The organism is Streptosporangium sp. NPDC051022, assembly GCF_040683035.1.
Taxonomy (GTDB): Bacteria; Actinomycetota; Actinomycetes; order Streptosporangiales; family Streptosporangiaceae; genus Streptosporangium.
Genome location: NZ_JBFBCF010000043.1, coordinates 1 through 22,700, shown reverse-complemented (window position 1 = coordinate 22,700; position 22,700 = coordinate 1). Strand labels below are relative to the sequence as shown.

The 22,700-nt window shown below is 69.3% G+C and carries 22 protein-coding genes and 1 pseudogene; 7 read left to right on the top strand and 16 right to left on the bottom strand.

The window, feature by feature from the left end; translation table 11 throughout:
* From AB0N02_RS41995 to AB0N02_RS41985, 3 genes are all read right to left on the bottom strand, one after another.
* On the bottom strand, window positions 1–189 hold a 189-nt coding region (locus AB0N02_RS41995), incomplete at its 3' end, for a DUF397 domain-containing protein (RefSeq protein ID WP_363959306.1).
* A gap of 22 nt (window positions 190–211) precedes the next feature.
* Window positions 212–439 carry a DUF397 domain-containing protein gene (locus AB0N02_RS41990; protein WP_363959303.1) on the bottom strand — a complete coding sequence of 76 codons (228 nt, stop codon included), beginning with the start codon at window positions 437–439 and terminating at the stop codon, window positions 212–214.
* A 20-nt stretch (window positions 440–459) separates the two neighbouring features.
* Complete coding sequence (locus tag AB0N02_RS41985) at window positions 460–1,317, bottom strand: helix-turn-helix transcriptional regulator (RefSeq protein ID WP_363959300.1); 858 nt, start codon at window positions 1,315–1,317, stop codon at window positions 460–462.
* A 259-nt stretch (window positions 1,318–1,576) separates the two neighbouring features.
* Between AB0N02_RS41985 and AB0N02_RS41980 the strand changes: the two genes are divergently transcribed.
* Together AB0N02_RS41980 and AB0N02_RS41975 are read left to right on the top strand one after the other, a co-directional pair.
* Complete coding sequence (locus AB0N02_RS41980) at window positions 1,577–1,897, top strand: hypothetical protein (RefSeq protein WP_363959297.1); 321 nt, start codon at window positions 1,577–1,579, stop codon at window positions 1,895–1,897.
* 76 nt (window positions 1,898–1,973) lie between these two features.
* Complete coding sequence (locus tag AB0N02_RS41975) at window positions 1,974–2,447, top strand: NUDIX hydrolase (protein ID WP_363959294.1); 474 nt, start codon at window positions 1,974–1,976, stop codon at window positions 2,445–2,447.
* Window positions 2,448–2,486: 39 nt separating this feature from the next.
* Here AB0N02_RS41975 and AB0N02_RS41970 read toward each other — a convergent pair whose 3' ends face one another.
* The 4 genes from AB0N02_RS41970 to AB0N02_RS41955 all read right to left on the bottom strand — a co-directional run bounded on the left by AB0N02_RS41970 (window position 2,487) and on the right by AB0N02_RS41955 (window position 6,359).
* Complete coding sequence (locus AB0N02_RS41970; protein ID WP_363959291.1) at window positions 2,487–3,164, bottom strand: SRPBCC family protein; 678 nt, start codon at window positions 3,162–3,164, stop codon at window positions 2,487–2,489.
* A gap of 178 nt (window positions 3,165–3,342) precedes the next feature.
* Window positions 3,343–5,157 (bottom strand): SpoIIE family protein phosphatase, encoded by a 1,815-nt coding sequence (locus tag AB0N02_RS41965; protein WP_363959288.1) that lies wholly within the window; start codon window positions 5,155–5,157, stop codon window positions 3,343–3,345.
* Between the two features lie 133 nt (window positions 5,158–5,290).
* Window positions 5,291–5,824, bottom strand: coding sequence for a DUF5360 family protein (locus AB0N02_RS41960; protein ID WP_363959285.1), 534 nt, complete (start codon window positions 5,822–5,824; stop codon window positions 5,291–5,293).
* Entirely contained in the window at window positions 5,811–6,359 is a 549-nt protein-coding gene (locus AB0N02_RS41955; protein ID WP_363959283.1) for a TetR/AcrR family transcriptional regulator, read from the bottom strand. The genes AB0N02_RS41960 and AB0N02_RS41955 overlap by 14 nt, the downstream gene beginning before the upstream one ends.
* Window positions 6,360–6,518: 159 nt before the next feature.
* Between AB0N02_RS41955 and AB0N02_RS41950 the strand changes: the two genes are divergently transcribed.
* Window positions 6,519–6,953, top strand: a complete 435-nt coding sequence (locus AB0N02_RS41950) for a hypothetical protein (protein ID WP_363959280.1) — start codon at window positions 6,519–6,521, stop codon at window positions 6,951–6,953.
* A 96-nt stretch (window positions 6,954–7,049) separates the two neighbouring features.
* Window positions 7,050–7,364: a DUF5709 domain-containing protein gene (locus AB0N02_RS41945; RefSeq protein ID WP_363959277.1), complete on the top strand. Its 315-nt coding sequence runs from the start codon at window positions 7,050–7,052 to the stop codon at window positions 7,362–7,364.
* Window positions 7,365–7,370: 6 nt separating this feature from the next.
* Here AB0N02_RS41945 and AB0N02_RS41940 read toward each other — a convergent pair whose 3' ends face one another.
* The 7 genes from AB0N02_RS41940 to ppgK form a co-directional block, all read right to left on the bottom strand.
* A complete protein-coding gene (locus AB0N02_RS41940) occupies window positions 7,371–7,826 on the bottom strand; it encodes a hypothetical protein (protein ID WP_363959274.1) in 456 nt (151 codons plus the stop codon).
* Between the two features lie 177 nt (window positions 7,827–8,003).
* A complete protein-coding gene (locus tag AB0N02_RS41935; protein WP_363959271.1) occupies window positions 8,004–8,663 on the bottom strand; it encodes an HAD family hydrolase in 660 nt (219 codons plus the stop codon).
* A 149-nt stretch (window positions 8,664–8,812) separates the two neighbouring features.
* On the bottom strand, window positions 8,813–10,090 hold the full coding sequence (locus tag AB0N02_RS41930) for an RICIN domain-containing protein (protein WP_363959268.1): 1,278 nt from the start codon (window positions 10,088–10,090) through the stop codon (window positions 8,813–8,815).
* A 315-nt stretch (window positions 10,091–10,405) separates the two neighbouring features.
* On the bottom strand, window positions 10,406–11,611 hold the full coding sequence (locus tag AB0N02_RS41925; RefSeq protein ID WP_363959265.1) for an RICIN domain-containing protein: 1,206 nt from the start codon (window positions 11,609–11,611) through the stop codon (window positions 10,406–10,408).
* A 272-nt stretch (window positions 11,612–11,883) separates the two neighbouring features.
* Entirely contained in the window at window positions 11,884–15,777 is a 3,894-nt protein-coding gene (gene hrpA, locus AB0N02_RS41920) for an ATP-dependent RNA helicase HrpA (protein WP_363959263.1), read from the bottom strand.
* 199 nt (window positions 15,778–15,976) lie between these two features.
* Window positions 15,977–16,534, bottom strand: coding sequence for a hypothetical protein (locus AB0N02_RS41915; protein ID WP_363959260.1), 558 nt, complete (start codon window positions 16,532–16,534; stop codon window positions 15,977–15,979).
* A gap of 138 nt (window positions 16,535–16,672) precedes the next feature.
* On the bottom strand, window positions 16,673–17,407 hold the full coding sequence (ppgK, locus tag AB0N02_RS41910; RefSeq protein WP_363959258.1) for a polyphosphate--glucose phosphotransferase: 735 nt from the start codon (window positions 17,405–17,407) through the stop codon (window positions 16,673–16,675).
* A gap of 150 nt (window positions 17,408–17,557) precedes the next feature.
* Between ppgK and AB0N02_RS41905 the strand changes: the two genes are divergently transcribed.
* Complete coding sequence (locus AB0N02_RS41905) at window positions 17,558–18,052, top strand: hypothetical protein (RefSeq protein ID WP_363959256.1); 495 nt, start codon at window positions 17,558–17,560, stop codon at window positions 18,050–18,052.
* 204 nt (window positions 18,053–18,256) lie between these two features.
* Here AB0N02_RS41905 and AB0N02_RS41900 read toward each other — a convergent pair whose 3' ends face one another.
* The gene (locus tag AB0N02_RS41900) at window positions 18,257–19,894 is read right to left on the bottom strand and encodes an ABC-F family ATP-binding cassette domain-containing protein (RefSeq protein WP_363959253.1); all 1,638 of its coding nucleotides are present in this window, start codon (window positions 19,892–19,894) and stop codon (window positions 18,257–18,259) included.
* Between the two features lie 358 nt (window positions 19,895–20,252).
* On the opposite strand from AB0N02_RS41900, the gene AB0N02_RS41895 reads away from it, so the two are divergent.
* Complete coding sequence (locus tag AB0N02_RS41895; RefSeq protein WP_363959251.1) at window positions 20,253–20,996, top strand: hypothetical protein; 744 nt, start codon at window positions 20,253–20,255, stop codon at window positions 20,994–20,996.
* A gap of 505 nt (window positions 20,997–21,501) precedes the next feature.
* Window positions 21,502–22,308 (top strand): SAM-dependent methyltransferase, encoded by an 807-nt coding sequence (locus tag AB0N02_RS41890; RefSeq protein ID WP_363959248.1) that lies wholly within the window; start codon window positions 21,502–21,504, stop codon window positions 22,306–22,308.
* Window positions 22,309–22,422: 114 nt separating this feature from the next.
* Here AB0N02_RS41890 and AB0N02_RS41885 read toward each other — a convergent pair.
* Window positions 22,423–22,700 (bottom strand): annotated as a pseudogene (locus AB0N02_RS41885) (ATP-binding protein); the annotation flags it as partial.

Sequence of the window (22,700 nt, the reverse complement as noted above, 5' to 3'; positions counted from 1 at the left end):
GCCGACGAACGCCACCCACTCGGCCCGGCTGTAGACGATCACCTCAGCGTCAGGACGACGACTGTGCCGCACAGCCACCCGCCCACTCCCATCCCCCAACGGCCCCACCTCAACACAGTTCCCGCCGCCGTTCTCGCTCTTCGTGCTGATACGCCAGGCCACCTGACCAAGCTTTTCGGAACCAGACATGCGACACCCTTCCATTCGCGTATCACAGAGCAGGGAAGTCGAACTCACCGTCCTTGACACCGCCGACGAACGCCACCCACTCGGCCCGGCTGTAGACGATCACCTCGGCATCGGGACGACGACTGTGGCGCACGGCCACCCGCCCACTCCCATCCCCCAACGGCCCCGCCTCAACGCAACTCCCGCCGCCGTTGTCGCTCTTCGTGCTGATATGCCAGGCGACATGAGCCAAGGCCTCGGAATCGGACATAAGATGCCCCTTCCTTAAATTCACCGCGACAGCTCCTCCGCCGTCACAGAGATGAGTTCCGCCGACTTTTCAGGTGTAAGCGCTAGCTTCTGCAGTTCATCGTACGTCCGCGCAAAGCCATCGGCATCGGGTGATTCAACATAGATGGCCCCTTTCGGCGTCTCCGCATAACCGACCTCAGGGAACGGCTCCCTCATCGTGAAGATCCGGAACGCACCGGTCGGACTGGCATGCGCCCCGGCAGCGAACGGCAGCACACGAATCTCCACGCTTGACCGGAAAACACATTCGACGAGGTGACGAAGTTGCGCCACCAGGCATTTCCGGCCGCCAACCTCACGCCGCAGCACGGCCTCATCGATGATCGCCGAGAAGTGAGGTGGATCGTCACCGCCAAGGATCTCCTGACGACTCATGCGGAGCTCGACCCATCGATCGATCTGATCCCTTCTCGCGCCGTACTCAGCCGCCACGATCGCCGCCCGCGCATACGCCGATGTATGGAGCAGGCCAGGCAGCAGGGTGTTGTCGAAGGTGAGGATTTTCCGCGCCCGAGATTCCAGCCACACATAGTCGATGAACGCCCCAGCGACCTCTCCGGCGTATCCGTCCCACCAGCTTTTCTGCCAGACCTCCTGGCTAAGCTTCATCAATTCCTCACGCCGCCTGCCATCAGCAACGCCGTACAGGTCGAGAAGAGCCAGGAGATCAGGACGCCGGATCGGATAGCCACCGGACTCGAAGCGGCTGACGGTAGCCGGATCGCGTTGGAGGTATTCGCCCACCTCCTTGAGGATCAGATCGTTGGCTTCACGCAGCTCCCGGAGCTGCTGCCCGAGCCACTGGGAGCGCAACGTAACCCACTTGGGAGCAGCCATGCCCCTTCCTTCCCGCGACGACCCGTGCAATTAAGAAGCGAGTCACTCAGCCACCTAGACAACTTGTGGAGCGCCCGCCGTGCATGCCACTATACACAAGGTAATGGAGTCGTCACAGTGAGTGAATCACCTGGCGATCGTCGGTCAGGCGAACGGGCCAGGTGGTCGCGTGAAGGTCAAGACAAGGGAAGGGCCGGGGCGGGCTTCGCTTGGAGGGCAGGCCCACCCCGGCCTCAGGCGCCGGAGGGAAGCATCCGCCATGGAACACTTCGCTGGATCCGACCAGCCGATTGTCCACCACGACCCGGTCCGGGAGGGTGGTTTCGGGACGGTCGAGGGGGTGAGGGCTCTGGCCGGTGGACTGCCGCGCGTGTTCGCGCTGGTCCGGGAGCTCGATGAGGACGAGGAAGAGGTGGCGGAGACGATCGTCGCCTACGGGCTGGAGCTGCCGTGCGGTACGGCCGCGACGGTCGGCGTCGACCACGGGTTCGGCCGGCGGCGGAGCGCCCTCAGCGCCGCCACGCGCCTGGGCTCCGAGCTGGTCTGGCTGGAACCCGACGCTCCCGCCGGGGACGGGTAAGCGGAATCCACAGGGACGGCGGGTTTCCCACCCGGTCGGCGGTGGATCCGGGGGCCGGGTGGGTAGCGTGACCGAGGTGAGCAAGCCCTATCTTGAGCCCGCCGAGTGGTACGCCACGCTGCCCAGCGTGTTCGCCTCGGCCTGCCTTCTGCTTACCGACGTCCAGGACCGCGTCCTGCTGGTCAAGCCCAACTACCGGCCCTACTGGTCCGTCCCCGGCGGGGTGATCGAGTCCGGGGAGGCGCCCCACGACTGCGCGGCGCGGGAGGTCGGCGAGGAGCTCGGCCTGTCGGTCAAGGCGGGCGCGCTGCTCGTGGTGCACTGGTCGCCGCCCTTCGACGAACGCCCCCGCCCGATGGTGAACTTCCTGTTCGACGGCGGCACCGTGGACGATCCCACCGGCATCCGGCTGCAGGCCGAAGAGCTCGACGACCTGGCCTTCCTCCCCTGGGACGAGGCCGCCACGCTCCTCCCGGCCCACACCTCGGCACGCATCACCGCGGCCCGCCGCGCCCGGCAGGAGGGGCGGACCGCCTACCTGCCGGGTTAGGCCGGGCCAGGGGATCCCACGGAGCGGGCGAGGCGGACCTCAGGAGCCGGCGGGGGCGTCAGGGGACTCCGGGGATTCAGAAGACTCCGGGTACGCGGTGTAGGCGGCCGTGACGCGGGCCTCCGCGGCCCGGGCGGCGGCCTCGTCCGTGCCCGCCGCGACGCTCGCGTCGCTCCAGCTCCGGCTGCTGAGCGTCACGAACCGTATGCCCTCGTCGGAGGCCGCCCACGCCGCACCCTCCTCCTGGGCGACGGCCCGGCCGGAGGACAGGTGGACGGCCAGGCCCACGAGCCCCATGTCCCAGCCGATGCCGACCGCTCCGGGCCCGAACTCGGCCCAGCGCTCCTCGTCGACGTGGGCGAGGTGTTCGAGGGTGAAACGGGTCCCGCCGTCCGGCTCGCCGGACAGACGCACCTCGACCCAGCTGACATCCCCGCCGTACTCCCAGGTGGCGGTGAAGCCCTTGGGCGGGTCACAGGACTGGATCACGCCGCCCGCGTTGCCCTCGAACTGGTAGCGGCCGTGCAGGCGGAGCTCACCCGAGACGGGCAGGAACCACCGGGGGATGCGCTCGGGGTTGGTGCAGGCGTCCCAGACGTCCTCGATGGGCGCGTCGTAGACCTGGCTGACGGTCACGACTCGGGCCTCGCCCGCTTCGAGCGCGCGCGTGCCGACCTGCCGCCGCACGGCGTTGATCTGCTCGGTGATTTCGATCATGAACTGCTCCTGTGGTCGGGTTGCTCGCCGGACCGTCGCGGACGGCCTCCGCCCCCGCTCCAGGCCGGATCGCCCAGCACATCGGACGCGCGGACCTCGCAAAAGTATCGTCACTCACTTATATAAGTCAATCCATATATAAGTGACGAACGCCCATGACGGGCGACGGCCGACACGGTCAGAGCACTCGCAGGGCCAGCACGCAGATGTCGTCCTGGGCGGGCTCGTCGTCGAGTTGCCGCAGGAGGCAGGTGAGGTCGCCCTCCAGGTCGCCCTCGGTGCACCGGGCCGCCGCCTCCAGCAGCGCGTTCAGGCCGTCGCTCAGGTCCCGCCCCCGGCGCTCGACGATGCCGTCGGTGTACAGGATCAGCACGTCACCCTCGTTGAGCCGCGTCGTGGTGAGCGTGTACTCCATGGCCTCGAACGCCCCGAGCATGGTGCCCGGATCGCCCTCCAGGAAGGCGGCCTTGCCGTCGCGGACCAGGACGGGAGCCGGGTGACCCGCCGAGGTCCACGTCAGGACGCGCCCGGCCGGGTCGAAGTGGCCGATGATCGCGGTTCCGGTCGCGGTGATCCCCTGGTTCGCGTGGTAGGTGAGCTCGTTGAGCCAGGTCGCGAGCTGGTCGGCCTCGGCTCCGGTGTAGGCGAGCCCGGCCAGGCCGCTGCGCATCTGGACCATCAGGCTCGCCGCCGTCAGCCCGTGGCCCATCGCGTCGCCGATGGCGATCAGCACCCGGCCGTCGGGCAGCGGGCGGGTCTTGAACCAGTCGCCGCCGAGGCTGTCGACCTCCTCACCGGGACGGTACCTGAGCGCCAGGCTCAGCCCGGGAAGATCGACTATCCCCCGGTGCGGGGGCACGAGGGTGTCCTGCAGCGTGACCGCGACACGGTGCTCCTCCTCCGCGCGGCGCCTGGCGCGCGAGGTCTGCTCGTGGGCCATGGCCAGCGCGCGCTCCCTGCGGCGGTCGGCCGTGATGTCCTGCGCCATGACCCGGATAGCCACCGGAAGGCCCTCCTGGTCGAGGACGGGTTCCGCGAGCAGGCGGAGATGGCGGATGCCGTACCGGTGCTGGATCCGCACCTCCTCCTCGACGGCCTCGCGGTACTCCAGCAGCGTGCGCATCATCTCCCTGACGACGGGCACGTCGCCCACCGCCACCATCCCCGGCAGCCGGTCGAGTGAAATCGGCCCCTCGGCGGGCTCCCTGCCGAACATCTCGTACATGCCACGGGTCCAGGACACCCGGCCGGTCGCCAGATCCCACTCCGCCCAGGCCAGCCCGGCCAGCCGCTGAGCCCGCCCCCACCCCTTGGTCAGGCGCTCCTCCTCGTCGTGGATCCACCAGGTGGCGAGCACCCCGTCACCGGCCCGCGCGGCCTTGACGCTGACCGAGACGAGCCAGGACCGCTCGCCCCTGATCTCCACGTATTCGAAGGGCCCCCTGGAGAACGGGACGCCCGTCTCGTATACCCGCAGGTAGGCGTCGAGGAGTCCCGAGCGGACGACTCCCGGGCTGAGCTCGACCATTCTGCGCCCTCTCAGGAGTTCGGGACCGTATCCGGTCGCGTCGCAGGCCTGCTCGCTGATCGCGGCGACCAGGAAGTCCACGATGCGGCCGGCCTCGTCCCGGATCGGGGTCAGATAGGCGGCGGCCATCTGCAACGCGCCCATGACGTCGTCGACCCACTCTGGGATCTCGACCCGCAGCTCCTCGGGCGAGCGGGGGTTGCGCTCGTCCACCGAACGGGCGACGTCGAGCAGGTCGATCCCGCTGTCGTGCGACAGCCGGGCCAGGTAGGCCGCCGCCTCACTCGGCCGCACGTTCATCCGTACGGCCAGCCGGCACGTTATCTGGTCCAGGGTCGCCTCGCGCCGCATGCGCCGCCGGAACAGGACCAGTCGGTCGCGGATGAGCGCCTCCGCCTCCTCCGTGCGCTCGCCGTCGGGCGCCTGCGGCGTGATCATGTCGTCCTCCAGGGTTTCGATGTTCACCCTGTTCCCGACATGACTCCACAAAAGCCGACAAATTAGACAAATAACGCTTTACAGGCTTTTGCCCTGACCTCATCCATGCTCAGGCACCGAAGGACCGCGCCCCCGGAGCGCCGCCGTCCCGCCCTGCCCGTCAGGTCATCCGCGCCCCGTCCTCGGCCCGGCGCCGCCCGGCGAGTCCGGTCAGGCGGGCGATCGCCGGCAGCGGGAAAAGCAGCAGGTAGAGGTTGGGGATCCACCAGACGAGAGAGAAGTCCCCGCGCAGGGTCCAGAAGGCGACGGCCATCAGCCCCGAGGCCGAGGTGAGGACGAGGGAGACGAGCATCAGCTGGGAAGCGTCACGCACGCCCCCGCGCGCCAGGAGAAGACTGGTGAGACCGGTGGCGGCGGCGGGCAGGTCGATCCACAGGAACGACCAGTTCCAGGAGACCATCAGCGGGTCGGCGTAGTCGGCGAAGGCCAGCTCCGGCGGGATGAGCCCCAGGCCGGTGACCGAGAAGTAGACCAGGAATCCCACGTCGGTGACCAGCATGAGCGCCTTGGTGACCCCGAGGGAGCCGTGGACTCCTCCGTACCCGTGGCCGCGGCCCGCCCGGGCGCGCAGGGCCGCGCGGGCACGCGAGAACTCGCGGACACGGGCGAGCACGCGGAGGCTATCGCGCACCATTGTCGATCATCTCCATCAGGTGACGGCGGACCCGCTCGTGCAGCCCGGGCTCGGGTTCGGCCAGGCCGAGCAGACGGGCGGCCCACCAGCCGTCGACGGCCAGGCGCACCAGCGTGGCGACGGCGGGATCGATCCCGTCGTCGGCGAGCCTGTGCTGCCAGGCCGCGTACCGCTCGCGCAGGGGCGCGAGGCCGCCTGGATCGACGAGGATCCCCGCGAGCAGGGCGGCGGTGAGGCGGTCGGCGGGCCCCCTTCCGGAGACGGGGGCGTCGGGGATCGTCGCGGCGACGTAAGCCCGCAGGAAGTCTCCCGGGCGGGAGCCCGGCTCGGCCAGGGCCGCGTCGAAGGCGCCGACCAGGCGCTCGACCATGCCCGCCACCAGGGACTGCTTGGTCGGGAAGTGATAGAACAGGCCGCCCTTGGAGACTCCGGCGCGCCGGGCCACGGCCTCCAGGGTCAGTGACTCGGCCCCGTCGGCGAGGAGCACCTCGGCCGCGGCGTCGAGCAGGCGGTCCTTCGAACTCGCTCTTGGCACACCCGAAACTGTACCGGCTGACCGGTTAAGTTTGAAGCCTCGAGGCGGTACGGCGCGGCGCCGGCCCCAACGCCTCCCGGGTCGCGCGCCTGGAACCTCGTGAACTTTCCACCGCGCGGGAGCGACGAACCATGTAACCGACCCTTACGGAGACCGTTGATGACTTCACCCTTTGCCGTGGAAGCGCCGTTGACCCACCCGAACCGTTCCGGGCGGCCGAGAGGCCTCGGGCCGGTCGTTCTCGGCGTCGCACTGGGTGTGGCGCTGGGTGTGGCACTGGGTGTGGCGCTGTCCGTCGCGGCGCGGTGGCCGCGTTCCGAGGTGGTCTACCGCAGCGACCAGCCGGCCACCGTGACGTACGACGACGATTCGCGGCATCTGCTGGCTCTGGTCCGCAGGAGCAGCCTTCTTGAGGAGTCGCACCAGATCGTCGTCGGCCGGGATCCCAGCCTTTCCCACGGCCACCTGGTGAACATCGAAACGTCCGCCGACTCCGTGAGGACGACCGAATGGACGACCGCCGGGGTGCGGGTGCTCTTCGACACCGGGCACGAGCTGTTCATCCCCGCCCGATACTTCATCGGCGGCCGGTGACCCGCGCCGGACTCCACCCCGCACCGGAAATGCCCGAAGATGCGACATATCACCCTTTTTATGGGGTTTACCAGATAAAACGGGTATGGCGGCGGTATGAGTGAGATGCCCCCAGACCGTGAGGGTCTGAGCGACGAGCAGGCGATCGAGGTCGAGGGATGGACCGACGACCTCGGTCTCCATCACGAGATCGTCGAGGACGACCCCGAACACCAGGACACCCTCGACGAGCGTCTGTGGCGTGAGGCGCCGGAGCGCCGGCACACACCGCGCGGGGAGGACCGGCTGGTGGCCCCGGACAAGGGGATCGGCCCCGACGAGACCTCGGAGGCGTACGCCACCGACGTCGGTCCCGACAGCGGCGACCTGTCGGCCGAGGAACGCGCGATCCACATCGAGCCGGACAGGTGACCGACGTCACGGCACCGAGCCGGACACCTGACCGGCGTCACGGCGTGTGACCCGCGCCGACAGCTCACGGACGAGTTCCCGCGGCTCGTCGGTGTGCAACCGGATGAGCGACGCGGTGCCCGTACGGCCCAGCGGGCGCGTGACCGTGACCGGCTCGGCCGGCTCGACCACGACCGTGGTCATGGCCGAGACGACCACCTCGAGCCGCTCGCCGTCCAGCCTGATGAGGCCGCCGTCGTGGATCCGCCGCTCGGCCCGGACGGCGGTGACCAGGTGGAGCGGGACCCGCAGATCGAACAGGGCGCCGTAGCGGACGCAACTCCCCCGCAGAGACGACGTGCGGGCGGGTGACGCCCGGTCGTCCGGACCCACGCCGTGCCTGCGGCCGGTCGGCCACCGGACCAGACCCGCCAGCACGCGCATCTCGTGACCGGCCGGCCGGAGCACGGGAGCGGGGATCACCTGCCGCAGCGCCTCGCCGAACGCGGCGCGACGGCCCAGGCCCGCGCGGTCACCCGGGACCGCCGGTCAGGACGGACAGGGCCGGTGAGGAGCGGAGGACATCGGGCGCCGAATCGGCCAGGGCGACGGCCGCCGGGGACCGAAGCAGGCGGGGAGGAGACGGCGAGGGGGAATCGGTCAGACGGAGAGGCGGTCGGGCAGGGCGGCGACGAGGGCGGGGAAGTCGTCGACGACGAGGTCGGCCTCGGCCGCCTCGGGGCGGGTCGCGTGCAGGTGGCCCCACGGGCCCCTGCGGATCAGGGCCGTGCGCATGCCGGCCGTACGGGCGGGCAGCACGTCGTTGTCGAGCCGATCCCCCACGTAGAGGATCTCACCGGGCTCGCGCCCCGACACCGTCACGACCCTGGCGAAGAACTCCGGATCGGGCTTGGCCACTCCCCAGCCGTCCGAGGTGTGGATGGAGTCGACGGGAAGGTTCATCGCGGCCAGCGCGTCGTAGGCCTGCGGGGGCTGGTTCCCGGCGATGATCAGCTCGTAGCCGAGGTCGCGCAGCGCGGTCAGGCCGGGCCGTACGTCCGGGTAGAGGTCGTCGGCGTCGAAGTCGACCCGGAGCCCGTCGGGGTCCTCCCGCCGCCACGCCTCCTGCTCGGCCTCGACGTCGAAGCCGGGCCGCAGAATCTGGAACGCCTCCTCGAAGGACCTGCCGAGCGCCGCCATGCCGCCCAGCACGCCGAGCATCGTGAAGCGGGTGACGCCCAGCCGGTCGGCCCAGCGCGACCAGATCCGCGTCTCGTCGACCAGAGTCTCCCCGACGTCGAACACCAGCGCCCTGACCACGATGCCCCCCTTCGATCGGACCCCGATCCTACTTTCCCTCTCGGGGACGGGCCGCGGCGCCCCGTGCGCCGTGTGCCCCGGGGCGGGTGCCCGACCGTGGCCGCACGCCCGCCCCGAACAGGGAGACTCACCGGATCAGCGGTTCACGGTCACGGGCAGTTCTGCTGGACCACCCGGCCGCCGTCCTGCAGCAGGCTGCCGAAGTCGAGGGCCATGCACTTGCCGCTCTTCTTGTTGCTGAAGAAGTAGCCGGGCTGGGGGTCGTCGTAGGGCGGGATCTTCAGGGTGACGGGCACGATGTTCCAGTTCTGCACGGGCTCGTTGGGGTAGCAGGCGTACTGTTCCAGAGGCTGCCCGGACGCCGTCTCGGCCCCGCTCACGTCGAGGCATTTCTTGTTCTTGGCGTTCTGGTAGATGAAGTAGCCGTTCGGCCTACGCGTAGGGGTCCACTGCTGCTCCTTGAGCCCCTTGGGGTTGCAGTCGTCCTGGACGATCGCGGCGCCGTTGGCGGAGCTGCCCCCCTTCACCGCCATGCAGTTGTTGCTGTAGCTGTTGAGCAGGCCGCCCTGGGTGACGGCCCAGAAGCGGAAGTCGGGGCCGTACCATCCCTGCGCCGACACCTTGGAGTCGGCGGAGGCCGCGGAGGCGGGGTCCGCGGCGGAGACGGCGGCCTCCGAGACGGGAGTGGCGGGGGCACCGGAAGCGCCGTCCGAGGTCGGGGCCGAGCTGTCCGCGGGGGCTGGAAGGGACTTGGCCTGGGCCTCACCGGAGGCGGTGAAGGCGGCGCTGTGGCAGTAGTGCTCGATCTCCCAGTTGGTCAGCAGACGGCTCTTCCCCACCGGCTTGTCCTTGCCGTCCGGGTCCGGGCCGTAGACGACCTGGTCCCTGGCGTACTCGGCGTAGCCTCGGCCGTCGTCGTAGTCGGCCACGACATCCACGACCACCTTGCGCAGGGCTTTCTGGAATCCGACCCAGCCGACACCCCACCTCGGGATGTTCACGCTGGTGGCCCAGCCCCGGGTCTGGGACCAGCTCCAGCTCCAGCCGAGCTTGGCGCCGATCTGTCCCTCAAGGTCGCCGAACTTCTTCTTGGCACCGAGGTCGAGGCCGAAGGAGAAGGAGGTCGAGGTGGTGCTGGAGCCGTTGATGGTCGTGCTGCCCCCCTTGCCGTTGCACATGACAGACGGGCTTCCCGCGACTTCGGGGGAGCCGTACACCCTCTCACCGCTCTTCACCGTGATCCTGCATTCGGGGACCGCGTAGACGAGGTCTCCCGCCTGCCGCCAATTCGGGTTGTAGCAGTCCCTGACGATCTGTTCCGGGGAACGGGCCGCCGAGGCGGGCGCGACCGGCGTCGCGACCAAGGCGCTTATGACCGCCAGCGCGGTGAGCGTGACCGCTGAGAACGAGCGAACGATTCGACGCAAACGTGGTTTCACCATGCTCCTCAGAAAGTGCGGCCGGATATTTCGGCCTGACAAAAAGCATGTAAAAGCCAAGATGAGCACGGCTCATGAATTGACCATGAATGCGTAGCGAAACAAAGAAGATCACTCGGTCGCCGCACCGACGGAGTTCAGGGGCGGAGGAGGCCTCTCCGGCCGAGCACGGCACCCGTCCTCGATGCCGTGGCCCGTGGACGTCCACTCCCGGTCACGGAACGGGCCCTCCGGCGGCGCCCCGTGCGCCGTACGGCCCGGGGCGGGCGCCCGGCCGTGGCCGCACGCCCGCCCAGAGAAAGTTCACCAGCGGTGGCAGGGGTACTGCATCAGGGGGCTGTCCGGTTTCGACATGCCGTTGTAAAAGTCCAGGGCCGCACACTTGGCGGTCTTCTTGTTCCTGAGGAAGTAACCGTCCTGCGGTTGGTAGGAGGGCGGGATCCTCAGGGTGACGTGCTCCACCAGCCAACTCTGCACGGGCGCCGAGGGCACGCAGGTGTACTGCTCCAGGATCAGCCCGTCGTCCCGCTCGTTCCCGCTGATGTCGAGACACTTCTTGTTCTTGGCGTTCTGGTAGGCGACGTATTTGACCTGGCCATCCCGCCGGTCCACGGTGCTCCAGAGCTGTTGCTTGGGCAGGTTGGCACCACAGGCATCCTGCACGATCCGGGTTCCGTCGGCAGCGGAACCATTGCGCACGGTCATGCACAGGCCGCTGTAGCTGCTGAGCAGGCGGCCCCGGCTGCTGGCCCAGAAGCGGAAGTCGGGGCCGTACTCCTCAGCCCCTTGCGCGGACACCTCGGAGGCGGCGAAAGGCTCGGCGGAGGAGGACACGGCCGCGGACGAGGAAGTCGTGGCGAGCGTGCCGACGGGGAACGACTTGAACCCGGCCTCATCGGAGGCAGTGGCGTTCCTGTTGCAGTAGTAGCCGATCTCCCAGTCGGTCATCGGGCGGCTGCGCCCCACCCAATCGTTTTCGCGGGTCGGGTCCGGGGAGTAGACGATCTGCCTCTTGGCCTCCTCGGCGTAGCCACGGCCGTCCAGGTAGTCGGCCCTGACGTCGACGACCACCTCGCGCAAGGCCTCCTTGACCTCGACCCAGCCGACGGACCAACCCGGGATGCTCACGGACTCGGCATGGCCTTTGGTATCGGACCAACTCCAGCTCCAGCCGAGCTTGACGCCGACCTGCCCCTCCAGGTCACCGAACTTCTTCTTGACACCGATGTCGAGGCCCCAGGAGAAGGAGGACGAGGTGGTGTGGGAGGCGGTGATGCTCGTGCTGCCACCGTTGGGGTTGCAGGCCGCCTGCCCACGCCCCGCGGCCCTGGGGGCGCCGTATATCTGCCTACCGGACAGCACTGTGACCTTGCAGGCGGGGACCCACCAGCGGGTGTTCCCCCGAAACTCCGACTTCGGGTCGTAGCAGTCATTGACAATCTGCTGCGGCGAGCGGTCCGCCAAGGCGGGCGCGGCCGATACCACGACCCCGGCGCTCACGGCCGCCATCGCGGCGAGCGTGATCGCTAAGATCGCACGGATGGTTCGACGCACAATCGGTTTCACCATGCTCCTCAAAAAAACGGTCGGGACAGTTCGGCCTGACGAGGAGTAAATGTAGAGCTCAAGGTGAGTACGACTCATGAATCGATCATGAATGCATCACGAACCGAAGAAGATCAATTGATCAGCGAGTCAGCGAACCCCGAGGGAGTGGGCCACCGCGAGAGAACCCGGGCACCCCGACCGGAGACCCGGGCGCCCGGCGTGGCGGCCCGGCCTCACAGCTGGTCCATCGCCTTGCGGATGCGCTTGTCCGAGATGGAGTACGGCGTGCCCAGGGTCTGCGCGAAGTAGCTCACCCTGAGCTCCTGGATCATCCAGCGGATCTGCCGGACGTCGTCGTCGGAGCGGCGGGCGGGCGGGAGCTTCTCCACCAGCTCGTGGTAGTCGTCCTCGATGTCGTGGACCTTGTGCATCCGCTCGGTGTCGCGGAAGCGGTCGTCGGGCAGCTTCTCCAGCCGCCGCTGGGCGCCCTTGAGATAGCGGAGCAGGTCAGGAAGGCGCCGGTAGCCGGTCTCGGTGACGAACCCGGCATAGACGAGGTCGGCCACCTGGTCGCGGATGTCCTCGATCGCGGGGGTCGAACCGCCCTCGGGCAACAGGGTGACGACCGTGTGCCAGACCTTGAGGATGTCCTGGACCCTGGTCACCACCTCGGCGGTGGTGTCGAACAGCTCGGCGCGGACCTTGTCGTGCAGGGTGGTGAAGGCCGGGCCGTCCCAGACGGGCCCGCCGTAGCGGCCCATGAGCTCGTCGGCGGCGCAGGCGACGCAGTCGTCGAACAGGGCGACGGCTCCGGCGTGCGGGCTACGGCTGAGGGCGAGCTTGGACTGGTTGTCCAGGCGGCCCAGCACCCACTTCACCGGTGAGGGGGTGTTGAGCAGCAGCAGTCTGCGGGTGCCCTCCCACATGGCCCGGCGCTGTTCCGCCTCGGTCTCGAACATCCGCACGGCCACCGTGGCGCCCTCGTCGGCCAGCGCGGGGTAGGCCTTCATCCTGCGCTGCTCGAACGTCTTGGGCAGCTCCCCCATCTCCCACGTGGTCAGCCCCGACTTCTCCAGGCCGTCGGCGGCCCTGGACAGGGTCTGGCGCAGCTTGGGCGCGAGCCGCCGTTTCAGCTCGGCCAGGTCCTTGCTCTCGGCCAGTTTGTGCTTGCGGCCGTCGATCACCCGGAAAGTGATCTTCAGGTGGTCGGGCACCAGATCGGTCTGCCAGGCGTCCCTCGCCACCTGGACACCGGTCAGGTCGAGCAGCTCCCGCTCCAGCACCGCCAGCAGCGGCTCCTGGGTGGGTTTGGCGCGCTGGAGCACCTGCTTGGCGTAGTTGGGGGCGGGCACGAAGTTGCGCCGGATGTTCTTGGGCAGCGCCCGGATCAGCGCGGTGAGCAACTCCTCGCGCAGGCCGGGGATCTGCCAGTCGAAGCCCTCGACGTTCACCTGGTTGAGCAGGGCGAGCGGGATGTGGGCGGTGACGCCGTCGGCGTCGGTGCCGGGCTCGAACTGGTAGGTCAGCGGGAAGCGCAGGCCGCCCTGACGCCACACGTCGGGGTAGTCGCGCTGGCTGACGTCGCCCGCCGACTCGCTGATCAGCATCGACTTCTCGAAGTTCAGCAGGTCGGGCTGACCGGCCTTGGCCTTCTTCCACCAGGAGTCGAAGTGGCGTCCCGAGACGACGTCGGCGGGGACACGCTGGTCGTAGAAGTCGAACAGCGTCTCGTCGTCGACCAGGATGTCGCGGCGGCGGGCCCGCTCCTCCAGCTCCTCGACCTCCTCCAGGAGCCTGCGGTTCTCCTTGAAGAAGGCGTGGTGGGTCTCCCAGTCGCCCTCGACGAGGGCGTGCCTGATGAACAGCTCCCGGCTGAGCTCGGGGTCGATGCGGCCGTAGTTGATCTTGCGCTGCACCACGATCGGCACGCCGTACAGCGTGACCTTCTCGTAGGCCATCACCGAGCCCTGCTTCTTCTCCCAGTGCGGCTCGGAGTAGGTGCGTTTGACCAGGTGCTGGGCGAGCGGCTCGACCCACTCGGGCTCGATCTTGGCGTTGGTCCTGGCCCAGAGCCTGGAGGTCTCCACCAGCTCGGCGGACATCACCCACAGCGGCTGCTTCTTGGCCAGCGCGGATCCGGGGAAGATGGCGAAGCGGGCGTTACGGGCGCCGACGTACTCGGTGAGCGGCCTGCGCGCTTCGGCACCCGGTTTGCGGGAGCCCTCGCCGGGGGTCTTCTTGTCGATGTCCTTGACGCCGACGTGGGACAGCAGGCCGGACAGCAGCGAGACGTGGATCTTCTGCTCGTCGCCCGGAGTGCTGTTCAGCGTGACGCCGAGGGACTTCGACATCTGGCGGAGCTGGCTGTAGACGTCCTGCCACTCCCGGACGCGCAGGTAGTTCAGGAACTCGGCCCTGCACAGACGCCGGAACGCACTGGAGGACAGCTCCTTCTGCTGTTCCTGCAGGTAGTTCCAGAGGTTCAGGTAGGAGACGAAGTCCGACTCCTTGTCGGCGAAGCGGCGGTGCTTCTCGTCGGCGGCCTGCTGCTTGTCGACCGGACGCTCGCGGGGATCCTGGATGGACAGCGCGGACGCGACGACCATGACCTCGCGTACGCAGCCGTTGTGGTCGGCCTCCAGCACCATGCGCGCCAGGCGGGGGTCGACCGGCAGTCCCGCCAGCTTGCGGCCGAGCGGGGTCATCTGCCTGGCCTGGTCGAAGGCGCCCAGTTCCAGCAGCAGGTCGTAGCCGTCGCGGACCTGCCGCTGGTCCGGCGGCTCGACGAACGGGAAGGCCGCGATGTCGCCGAGGCCGATGGAGGTCATCTGCAGGATGACCGAGGCGAGGTTGGTGCGCAGGATCTCCGGGTCGGTGAACTCCGGCCTTGTCAGGAAGTCGTCTTCCTCGTAGAGCCGGATGCAGACGCCCTCCGAGACACGGCCGCAGCGGCCCTTGCGCTGGTTGGCCGAGGCCTGGGAGATCGCCTCGATGGGCAGGCGCTGGACCTTGGTGCGGTGGCTGTATCGGGAGATGCGGGCGAATCCGGGATCGACCACGTACTTGATGCCGGGCACGGTCAGCGAGGTCTCTGCGACGTTGGTCGCCAGCACCACCCGGCGTCCCGAGTGAGACTGGAACACCCTGTGCTGCTCGGCCGCCGACAGCCTGGCGTACAGCGGGAGGATCTCGGCGTCCTTGCGCTTGGCCAGCGCGTCCGCGGTGTCGCGGATCTCTCGCTCGCCGCTCAGGAAGACCAGGATGTCGCCCGGCCCCTCGGCGCACAGCTCGTCGACGGCGTCGCTGATCGCCTGGATCTGGTCGTCGTCCTCGCCGACGGGACGGTAGCGGACCTCGACCGGGTAGGTCCGCCCCGAGACCTCCACGATCGGCGCGCCGCCGAAGTGCTCGGAGAACCGCTCCGGGTCGATGGTGGCCGAGGTGATGACGACCTTGAGGTCCGGCCGCTTCGGCAGGAGCTGCTTGAGGTAGCCGAGGATGAAGTCGATGTTGAGGCTGCGCTCGTGCGCCTCGTCGATGATCAGCGTGTCGTACTGGGCGAGGTCGCGGTCGCTCTGCAGCTCGGCCAGAAGGATGCCGTCGGTCATCACCTTGACGAGCGTGCTCTCGCTCACCTGGTCGGTGAAGCGCACCTTGTAGCCGACGGCGTCGCCGAGCGGGGTGTCCAGTTCCTCCGCGACGCGCTCGGCCACCGTCCGGGCGGCGATCCGGCGGGGCTGGGTGTGCCCGATCAGGCCCCTGACCCCGCGCCCCAGCTCCAGGCAGATCTTCGGCAACTGGGTCGTCTTGCCGGAGCCGGTCTCACCGGCGACGATCACGACCTGGTGGTCGCGGATCGCCTCCAGGATGTCGTCCCTGCGCTGGCTGACCGGCAGCGCCTCGGGATAGGTGACCGGAGGGACGGCGGCTCTGCGCTCGGCGATCCAGCGCTCCGCCCTCTCGATGTCGGAGGTGATCTCCGCGGCGATCTTCTGCTGCGCGGCACGGTTCCTGACCCTGCGTGCTCCGTCGAGCCTGCGCCGTAGCCGCCGCTGGTCACGCAGCGTGAGCTCGGGCAGGCGCGCCTGGAGTTCGGCGAGTGGAGATGTCAACGGAGGCGTTCCCATACTGCAACCAGAATACGTTCGGCCCACAGATCACGAGCCAACCGACCATGGTGCCCGAGACCCGGGCTCTCCGCACTCCAATATTCGCCTTCGCGGCCGGCGACGGTCCCCGGCGGGGGACGATCACACCCGCGATCACGCCCGCGATCGCGCCGGAGGGGAAGTCCGGCACCCGGTACCACCTCGCGAGGTCGCCGTATCAGCCACGCCCCGCTGCCCCGAGCCGCCACATCAGCGCCAGCGCGCCGGCACCGGCGAGCACGGCGACCGCGCCCGCCTCCCAGCCGATCGTGAAACCGGGCGCGTCCTTCCCGGGAACCGTCTTCCAGCCCTCCGCCGCCCGGGCCGCGCTCCTGGTCAGGGCCAGGCCGCCGCCACCGGTGTTGGGGCCGTAGCCGTCGACGACGTAGAACTCGCCGTAGAGGGTTCCGCCGTCGCCCCGGCAGTCCACCTCGACGCTGTAGGAACCGCTGCGCGCGCCGTAGTCCACCTGCGCCCAGCCGACGGCGACCCCCGAGTCGTCCTCCTCCAGTTCCGGCTCGTTCTGGAACGCCTCCGACTGGGCGAAGGCGGGCCCCCGGCAGTCGTACGCCGTGATCCTGAGATCGGCCCCCGGCCCCGCCCGGTACGGCGACAGCCTCACCTCCTGCCCGGCGTCCCCGTCCGCGGCGGCCGTTCCCGTCGCTCCGGCGGCTGTGAGAGCCACCATCCCGGTGGCCAGGATCCAGCGGGCCAGCACGCCCGTCGACTGCGTCACGTCTCTCCGCCTCCAGCAGATGTGATCATCTAACTATCGCTACCTACCCAGGTCAGAGGGCGTGTCCGCCAAAGGAAGATCAAAATTTGAACGGCCTTTCCGGCATATGACACACAAGGCTCTACAACATCGCGGGCTCTACAGCGCCGCGGCGGCCATGGCCGCCCCCACGATGCCCGCCTCGTTCTGGAGGGTCGCGGGGATGACACGGGTGCGCACCTTCACCAGGGGCAGGAACCTGTCGGCCTTCTTGCTGACCCCGCCGCCGATGACGATCAGTGACGGTGAGAACAGCGCCTCGACGTGCCGGAGATACTCCTCGACCCTTCCCGCCCACTTTTCCCAGCTCATCTCGCCCTCCTCACGCGCGTGGTCGGAGGCGCGCCTCTCGGCGTCCTTGCCCCTGATCTCCAGGTGACCCAGCTCGGTGTTGGGCACCAGATGCCCGTCGACGAACAGGGCACTACCGATGCCGGTGCCGAACGTCAGCATCAGCACCACTCCGGCCTGGTTCCTGGCCGAGCCGACCGTCACCTCGGCCATGCCCGCCGCGTCGGCGTCGTTGAGCACGACCACGGGCAGGCCCATCGCCGTGGCGAACAGCGACCGCGCGTCCACGCCGATCCACTCGTGGTCCACGTTGGCGGCCGTCCGGGTGACGCCGTCGACCACGACTCCGGGAAAGGTGATCCCCACCTGGCCCTTCCAGCCGAAGTGTTCGGCGATCCGCGCGACCACCTCGGTGACCTCTTTGGGCTTGGCCGGAACGGGGGTCGGGATGCGCAGACGTTCGCCGGCCAACTCGCCCTTGGCGATGTCCACCGGGGCTCCCTTGATGCCCGATCCGCCGATGTCGATTCCCAGGACCTCCATGACACCCACCTCCCTGCACGCCTCCTTCCCCCCGGGAGACGACTGATACTCGCCGGAGGGCGGCTGATACCCGTTTGCAGTGAGCGGTCAAGCGGCCTGAAAGCGGGCCGCCGGATACTACGGGCACCACCGCAGGAAAGGATCGCTCCGATGACGATCACCCGGACCCTGACCGGCCTCGCCCTGGCCGCCGTTCTCGCCTCGATCGCCCCCACCGCCGCCCACGCCTCGACCGGCGCGGAAGAGACCGCGACGGCCGCGCCGAGCATCACGTGGGGTCCCTACACCTCCCCCGGCCGCGGAGCCAGGGCTGCCGGTTCCGTGGCGGTCTCCGGCGAGGACCACCAGGTCATCCCGGCCGCCAAGACCGCCCGCGTCTCCGGCAAGCTCCAGGACCTGACTCCCAAGGGCTCGACCTGCGGCTGGGCCGTCTTCCGCATCACCTACCGGACCTCGGGCGGGAACCTGCCGTTCAAGCACCACAGCGTCCGCAACTGCTCCTACGGCACGCCGAAGACCTTCTCGTTCACCTCCCGCGACGTCTACCAGGTCGAGGTGAAGGTCTGCTCCGAGGCCAAGGCCGCCCAGCCCTCTGTCAACTGCTTCTACGCCGAGGCATGGAAGGTCATCTACCTGTCGAAGTGAGCGGCTTGAAGTGAGCGACCGCCCCGGGGGCCGCGGTAGGCGGACCCTCTTCCGGGGCTCCGGGGCTCGCGGGGGCTTCCGGAGTCCCCGGTTCCCGGCCCCGGACTCCGGACTCCGGGAACCGGGCACCGGGCACCGGGCACCGGGCACCGAGAACCGGCAGCCGGGGACTCGGGGGCCGTCTTCCGGGAGGGGCGGTGTCCCTCAGCTCTCCGTCACCCGTCCGTCGTCGACGTGAAGGTGTCTCGTGGTGTGGACGGCGTCGAGCATCCGCCGGTCGTGGGTGACCAGCAGCAGCGTGCCGGGGTAGGAGGCCAGCGCGGACTCCAGCTGCTCGATCGCCGCCAGGTCCAGATGGTTGGTCGGCTCGTCGAGAACGAGCAGGTTCACCCCCCTGGCCTGGAGCAGCGCGAGCGCGGCCCGGGTCCGCTCCCCCGGGGACAGGGTCGCGCCCCGCCGGAGCACGTGTGCCGCCCGCAGCCCGAACTTGGCCAGCAGCGTGCGCACGTCGGCCGGAGCCATGTCATCGGCGGCGGCGCCGAAGGCGTCGGCCAGCGGCTCGTCGCCGAGGAACAGCCCCCGCGCCTGGTCCACCTCTCCGACGACCACGCCGGGGCCGAGCGAGGCGTTCCCCTCGTCGAGCGGGACGCGGCCGAGGAGCGCGGCCAGCAGCGTGGACTTGCCCGAGCCGTTGGCCCCGGTGATCGCGACCCGCTCGGCCCAGCCGATCTGCAGGTCGACGGGACCGAGGGTGAAGGAGCCGCGCCGGACCACGGCGCCGCGCAGGGTGGCGACGACCGCGCCCGCCCGCGGGGCGACCGCGATCTCCATCCGGAGCTCCCACTCCTTGCGCGGCTCCTCGACCTCCTCCAGCCGCTCGATCAGCCGCTCGGTCTGCCTGGCTTTGGCCGCCTGCTTCTCCGTCGTCTCGCTGCGGAACTTCCGGCCGATCTTGTCGTTGTCCGGCGCCTTGCGCCGCGCGTTCTTGACGCCCTTCTCCATCCAGGCACGCTGCATCCCGGCCCGCTGCTTGAGCGCGGCCACGGTGCCGGCGTACTCCTCGTACTCGTCGCGGGCGTGCTGCCTGGCGACCTCGCGCTCGGCCAGGTAGGCCTCGTAGCCGCCGCCGTAGGAGCGGATCAGCTGCTGGGCGAGGTCGAGCTCGACGACCCGGTTCACGGTCCTGGCCAGGAACTCGCGATCGTGGCTGACCACGACCGTCCCCGCGCGCAGCCCGGTGACGAAGCGTTCCAGCCGCTCCAGCCCGTCGAGGTCGAGATCGTTGGTCGGCTCGTCCAGCAGGAAGACGTCGTAACGGCTGAGCAGCAGGGAGGCCGTTCCGGCCCTGGCGGCCTGGCCTCCGGAGAGCTCCGTCATCGGGTGGTCCAGGCCGACCGCCAGGCCGAGATCCGCGACCACCTCCTCGGCCCGCTCCTCCAGGTCGGCTCCGCCCAGGGCGAGCCATCTCTCCAGGCTCGCGGCGTAGTCGTCGTCGGCACCGGGACGGCCCTCGACCAGTCCCTCGGTCGCCGCGTCGAGCGCGCGCCCCGCCTCGGCCACCCCGGTCCGCCTGGCCAGGAAGGCCCCGACCGTCTCACCGGCCCGCCGCTCGCGCTCCTGGGGGAGGTAGCCGACCACGGCGGTGGGCGGGCTGAGCCGTACGGTGCCGTGCTCGGGGGGCAGCAGTCCGGCCAGGATCCTCATCAGGGTGGACTTGCCCGCACCGTTCACACCGACCAGGCCGATCACGTCACCGGGGGCGACGACCAGCTCCAGGCCCGAGAACAGCGCGCGGTCGCCGTGCCCCGCGGCGAGATCCTTGGCGACGATGGTGGCGCTCATGGGGAAACGGTATCCGCGATCGGCCGCCGAGGACGCCTCCCGGCTGTCCGCTCCGGCCCGCCGGGGCGGCCCCGGCCACCGTTTCCCGCTCGGCAGTGGATCACCCCATCCCTCCAGCGAGCGCCACACGGATCATTATTCCCGACAAATCGGACATTTTTTATTTCGACATCAAAGAAAGGAAGAACTTACTTACAACGCCTTGACCTGGGGGTTTACGGCGAAACGTTACCGCAAGGCAACTTGATTCAGACTTTTTTTAGATATGGAGCAACTTTGACCACGATCTACCTGTCTTATATAGGTGGAGGCGATCGCCCCTGACCGCTTCCGACAACGGGGAGAAGGAAACGTCTTGATGAAACGAATCACTGTCGGCCTCCTGTCCGCGGCGCTCGGCGGCTCGCTGCTTCTGTCCGCCGGCCCGGCCTCCGCGGAGCGCGCCGCCCTCAGCGTGCACATCGACAACGTGAATCCCAACCCGGTCGTGGTGACCGACCGCCAGGACACGAACGTCACCATCGAGGTCCGCACGACGGAGGCGGTCCGCGTCGAGCTCCGCCTCAGGCCAGCCTCCGCCCAGTTCCGCAACCAGGACGCGCAGGAGCCCAAGCTCCTCCACGAGGGCGACCTGTGGCGCTTCACCACGAGCTTCGACGCCAACGACATCGAGGGCCGCTGGCTCGCCATCGCCGACGCCTACGACAAGGACGGCAAGAAGCTGACCGACCAGGTCAACTTCTCCGTCAAGCACGAGCAGCAGGAGAAGGCCGAGACCCGGCTGGCCAGCTTCCGCGTCTCCCCCGACGCGGTCCGCAAGGGGCGCTGGGTCTACTTCACCGGCCGCCTGCAGGTCCGTGAGGACCGCTTCTGGGAGGGCGTGAAGGGCGAGGAGGTCGGCATCTACTTCCGTTCGCGCGGCTCCAGCGGCTGGAAGTGGGTCACCTCCGCCGACAGCGGGTGGCGGGGCCAGTTCAAGGCCAAGGCCCGCGCCTTCAGGAGCGGTGAGTACCGCGCCGTCTACGAGGGCAACGACGAGCTCTCCGAGAGCACCAGCCGGTCGGCTCAGGTCCGGGTCTGGGACGGAGGCTGGCACCGCTGACGCGGTAACCGGCCCCATCCCCTCACCGGGCGCGACGCCTCCGTCGACGTCGGGGTCGGCGGGCACGCGGCGACGCGCCCCCACCGGCGCCGGCGGGCGGCACAGGCCCGTGGACCCTTCCGGTCACGGCAGCGGAAGCCCGGGATTCCCCGGGCTTCCGCCTTCCCGTGTCCGACGGGTGGCGCGGCGGCCCCGCCCCCGCGAAAGCCGCCGCCACGGCGGGCCGCGGTTCGGCGGAAGATCCCCGTCAACGGTTTCCGCCCATCGCGCCCCGCCCTCTTCCTCCCTCCCGGCCCCGGTCAGGGCACCGCCGCCGGGACGCCCGGCGGCCCGGCGCCCCCTTCGGCGCACACGCCGGCGGTACCGCACCGGCACGAGACCGTCCGGGGTCCGGATGATCGGAAGAGCGGTAATACTTTCTACCGAAAATATTGCCTCTAGCTACACATTGGGCATTACGCTCAGATTAGAGATCTTCTCGACTGTTCAGGCGGAGGGTGAGAGCGTGGCCGACGAAGAGTGGACGCAACGCGGGATCGACGTCAACACTCCGAGTGTCGCCAGGCTGTACGACTACTACCTCGGCGGGAAGGACAACTTCCCCGTCGACCGCGCCGCCGCCGAGGAGGTCCTCTCCACCGTTCCCGAGGTGCGGATCGCCGCCAGGGAGAACCGCGCCTTCCTCGGCAGGGCCGTCAGGTTCCTCGCCGGATCAGGCATCGAACAGTTCCTGGACATCGGCACCGGGCTGCCCACTCAGGGCAACGTCCACGAGGTGGCCCACGAGATCAACCCCGACGCCCGGATCACCTACGTCGACTACGACCCGATCGTCCTCGCGCACGCCAGGGCGCTCCTGCGCGCGAGCAAGGGCGAGGTCACGGTGGCCCCGGGCGATCTGCGGGAGCCCGAGGAGATCCTGCACTCCCCCGAGGTCCTCAAGCACCTCGACTTCACCAAGCCCGTGGCCGTGCTCCTGGTGGCCATCATGCACTTCATCACCGAGGCCGACGATCCCCGGCGTATCGTGGCCACGCTGCGGGACGCCGTCCCCTCCGGCAGCTACCTGGTCCTCTCCCACGGGACCCACGACTTTCACCCCGAAGCCGCCAGGAAGGGCACCGAGGTCTACGAGCGGGCCAACTCACCGCTCGTCCTGCGTTCCCGCGCGGAGATCCTGGAGCTCTTCGACGGCTTCGAACTGGTGAATCCGGGACTCGTCTGGCTGCCCGAGTGGCGGCCCGACGACTTTCCGCTCTACGACGACCCCTCACAGTCCCTGGCCGTGTGCGGCGTGGCCAGAAAGCCCTGACGCCGGTTCGCGGCGAAGGCGGCGCGCGGCACGGAACCGGTCCCGATCGGGCACGGAGCCGGTAGGCCGACGCGTACGCGGGCCGCCCTTCCGGTCCGCCGGACGCCTCCAGCGCTACGCGGCCGAGTGGCTCGTGGCCGAGACCTCGGGTCCGAAGACGAAGTCGGGGTCGATCTGGGCGGCCAGATCCTCACCCGTGGCCCGGTTGGCCCACGCCTCGGCGTTGCGCAGATGGAACTGCACCGCCTGACGGCCGAACCGCTCCCAGTCCTTGCCCTGACCGTCCAGCCGCGCCAGCAACACCCCCAGCGCCTCCAGAGCGCCCGGCTCCAGATCCGCCAGCCCGAAATCCCGCCCCTGCTCCATCCCCCGCACCACCGCCGAATGCCCCA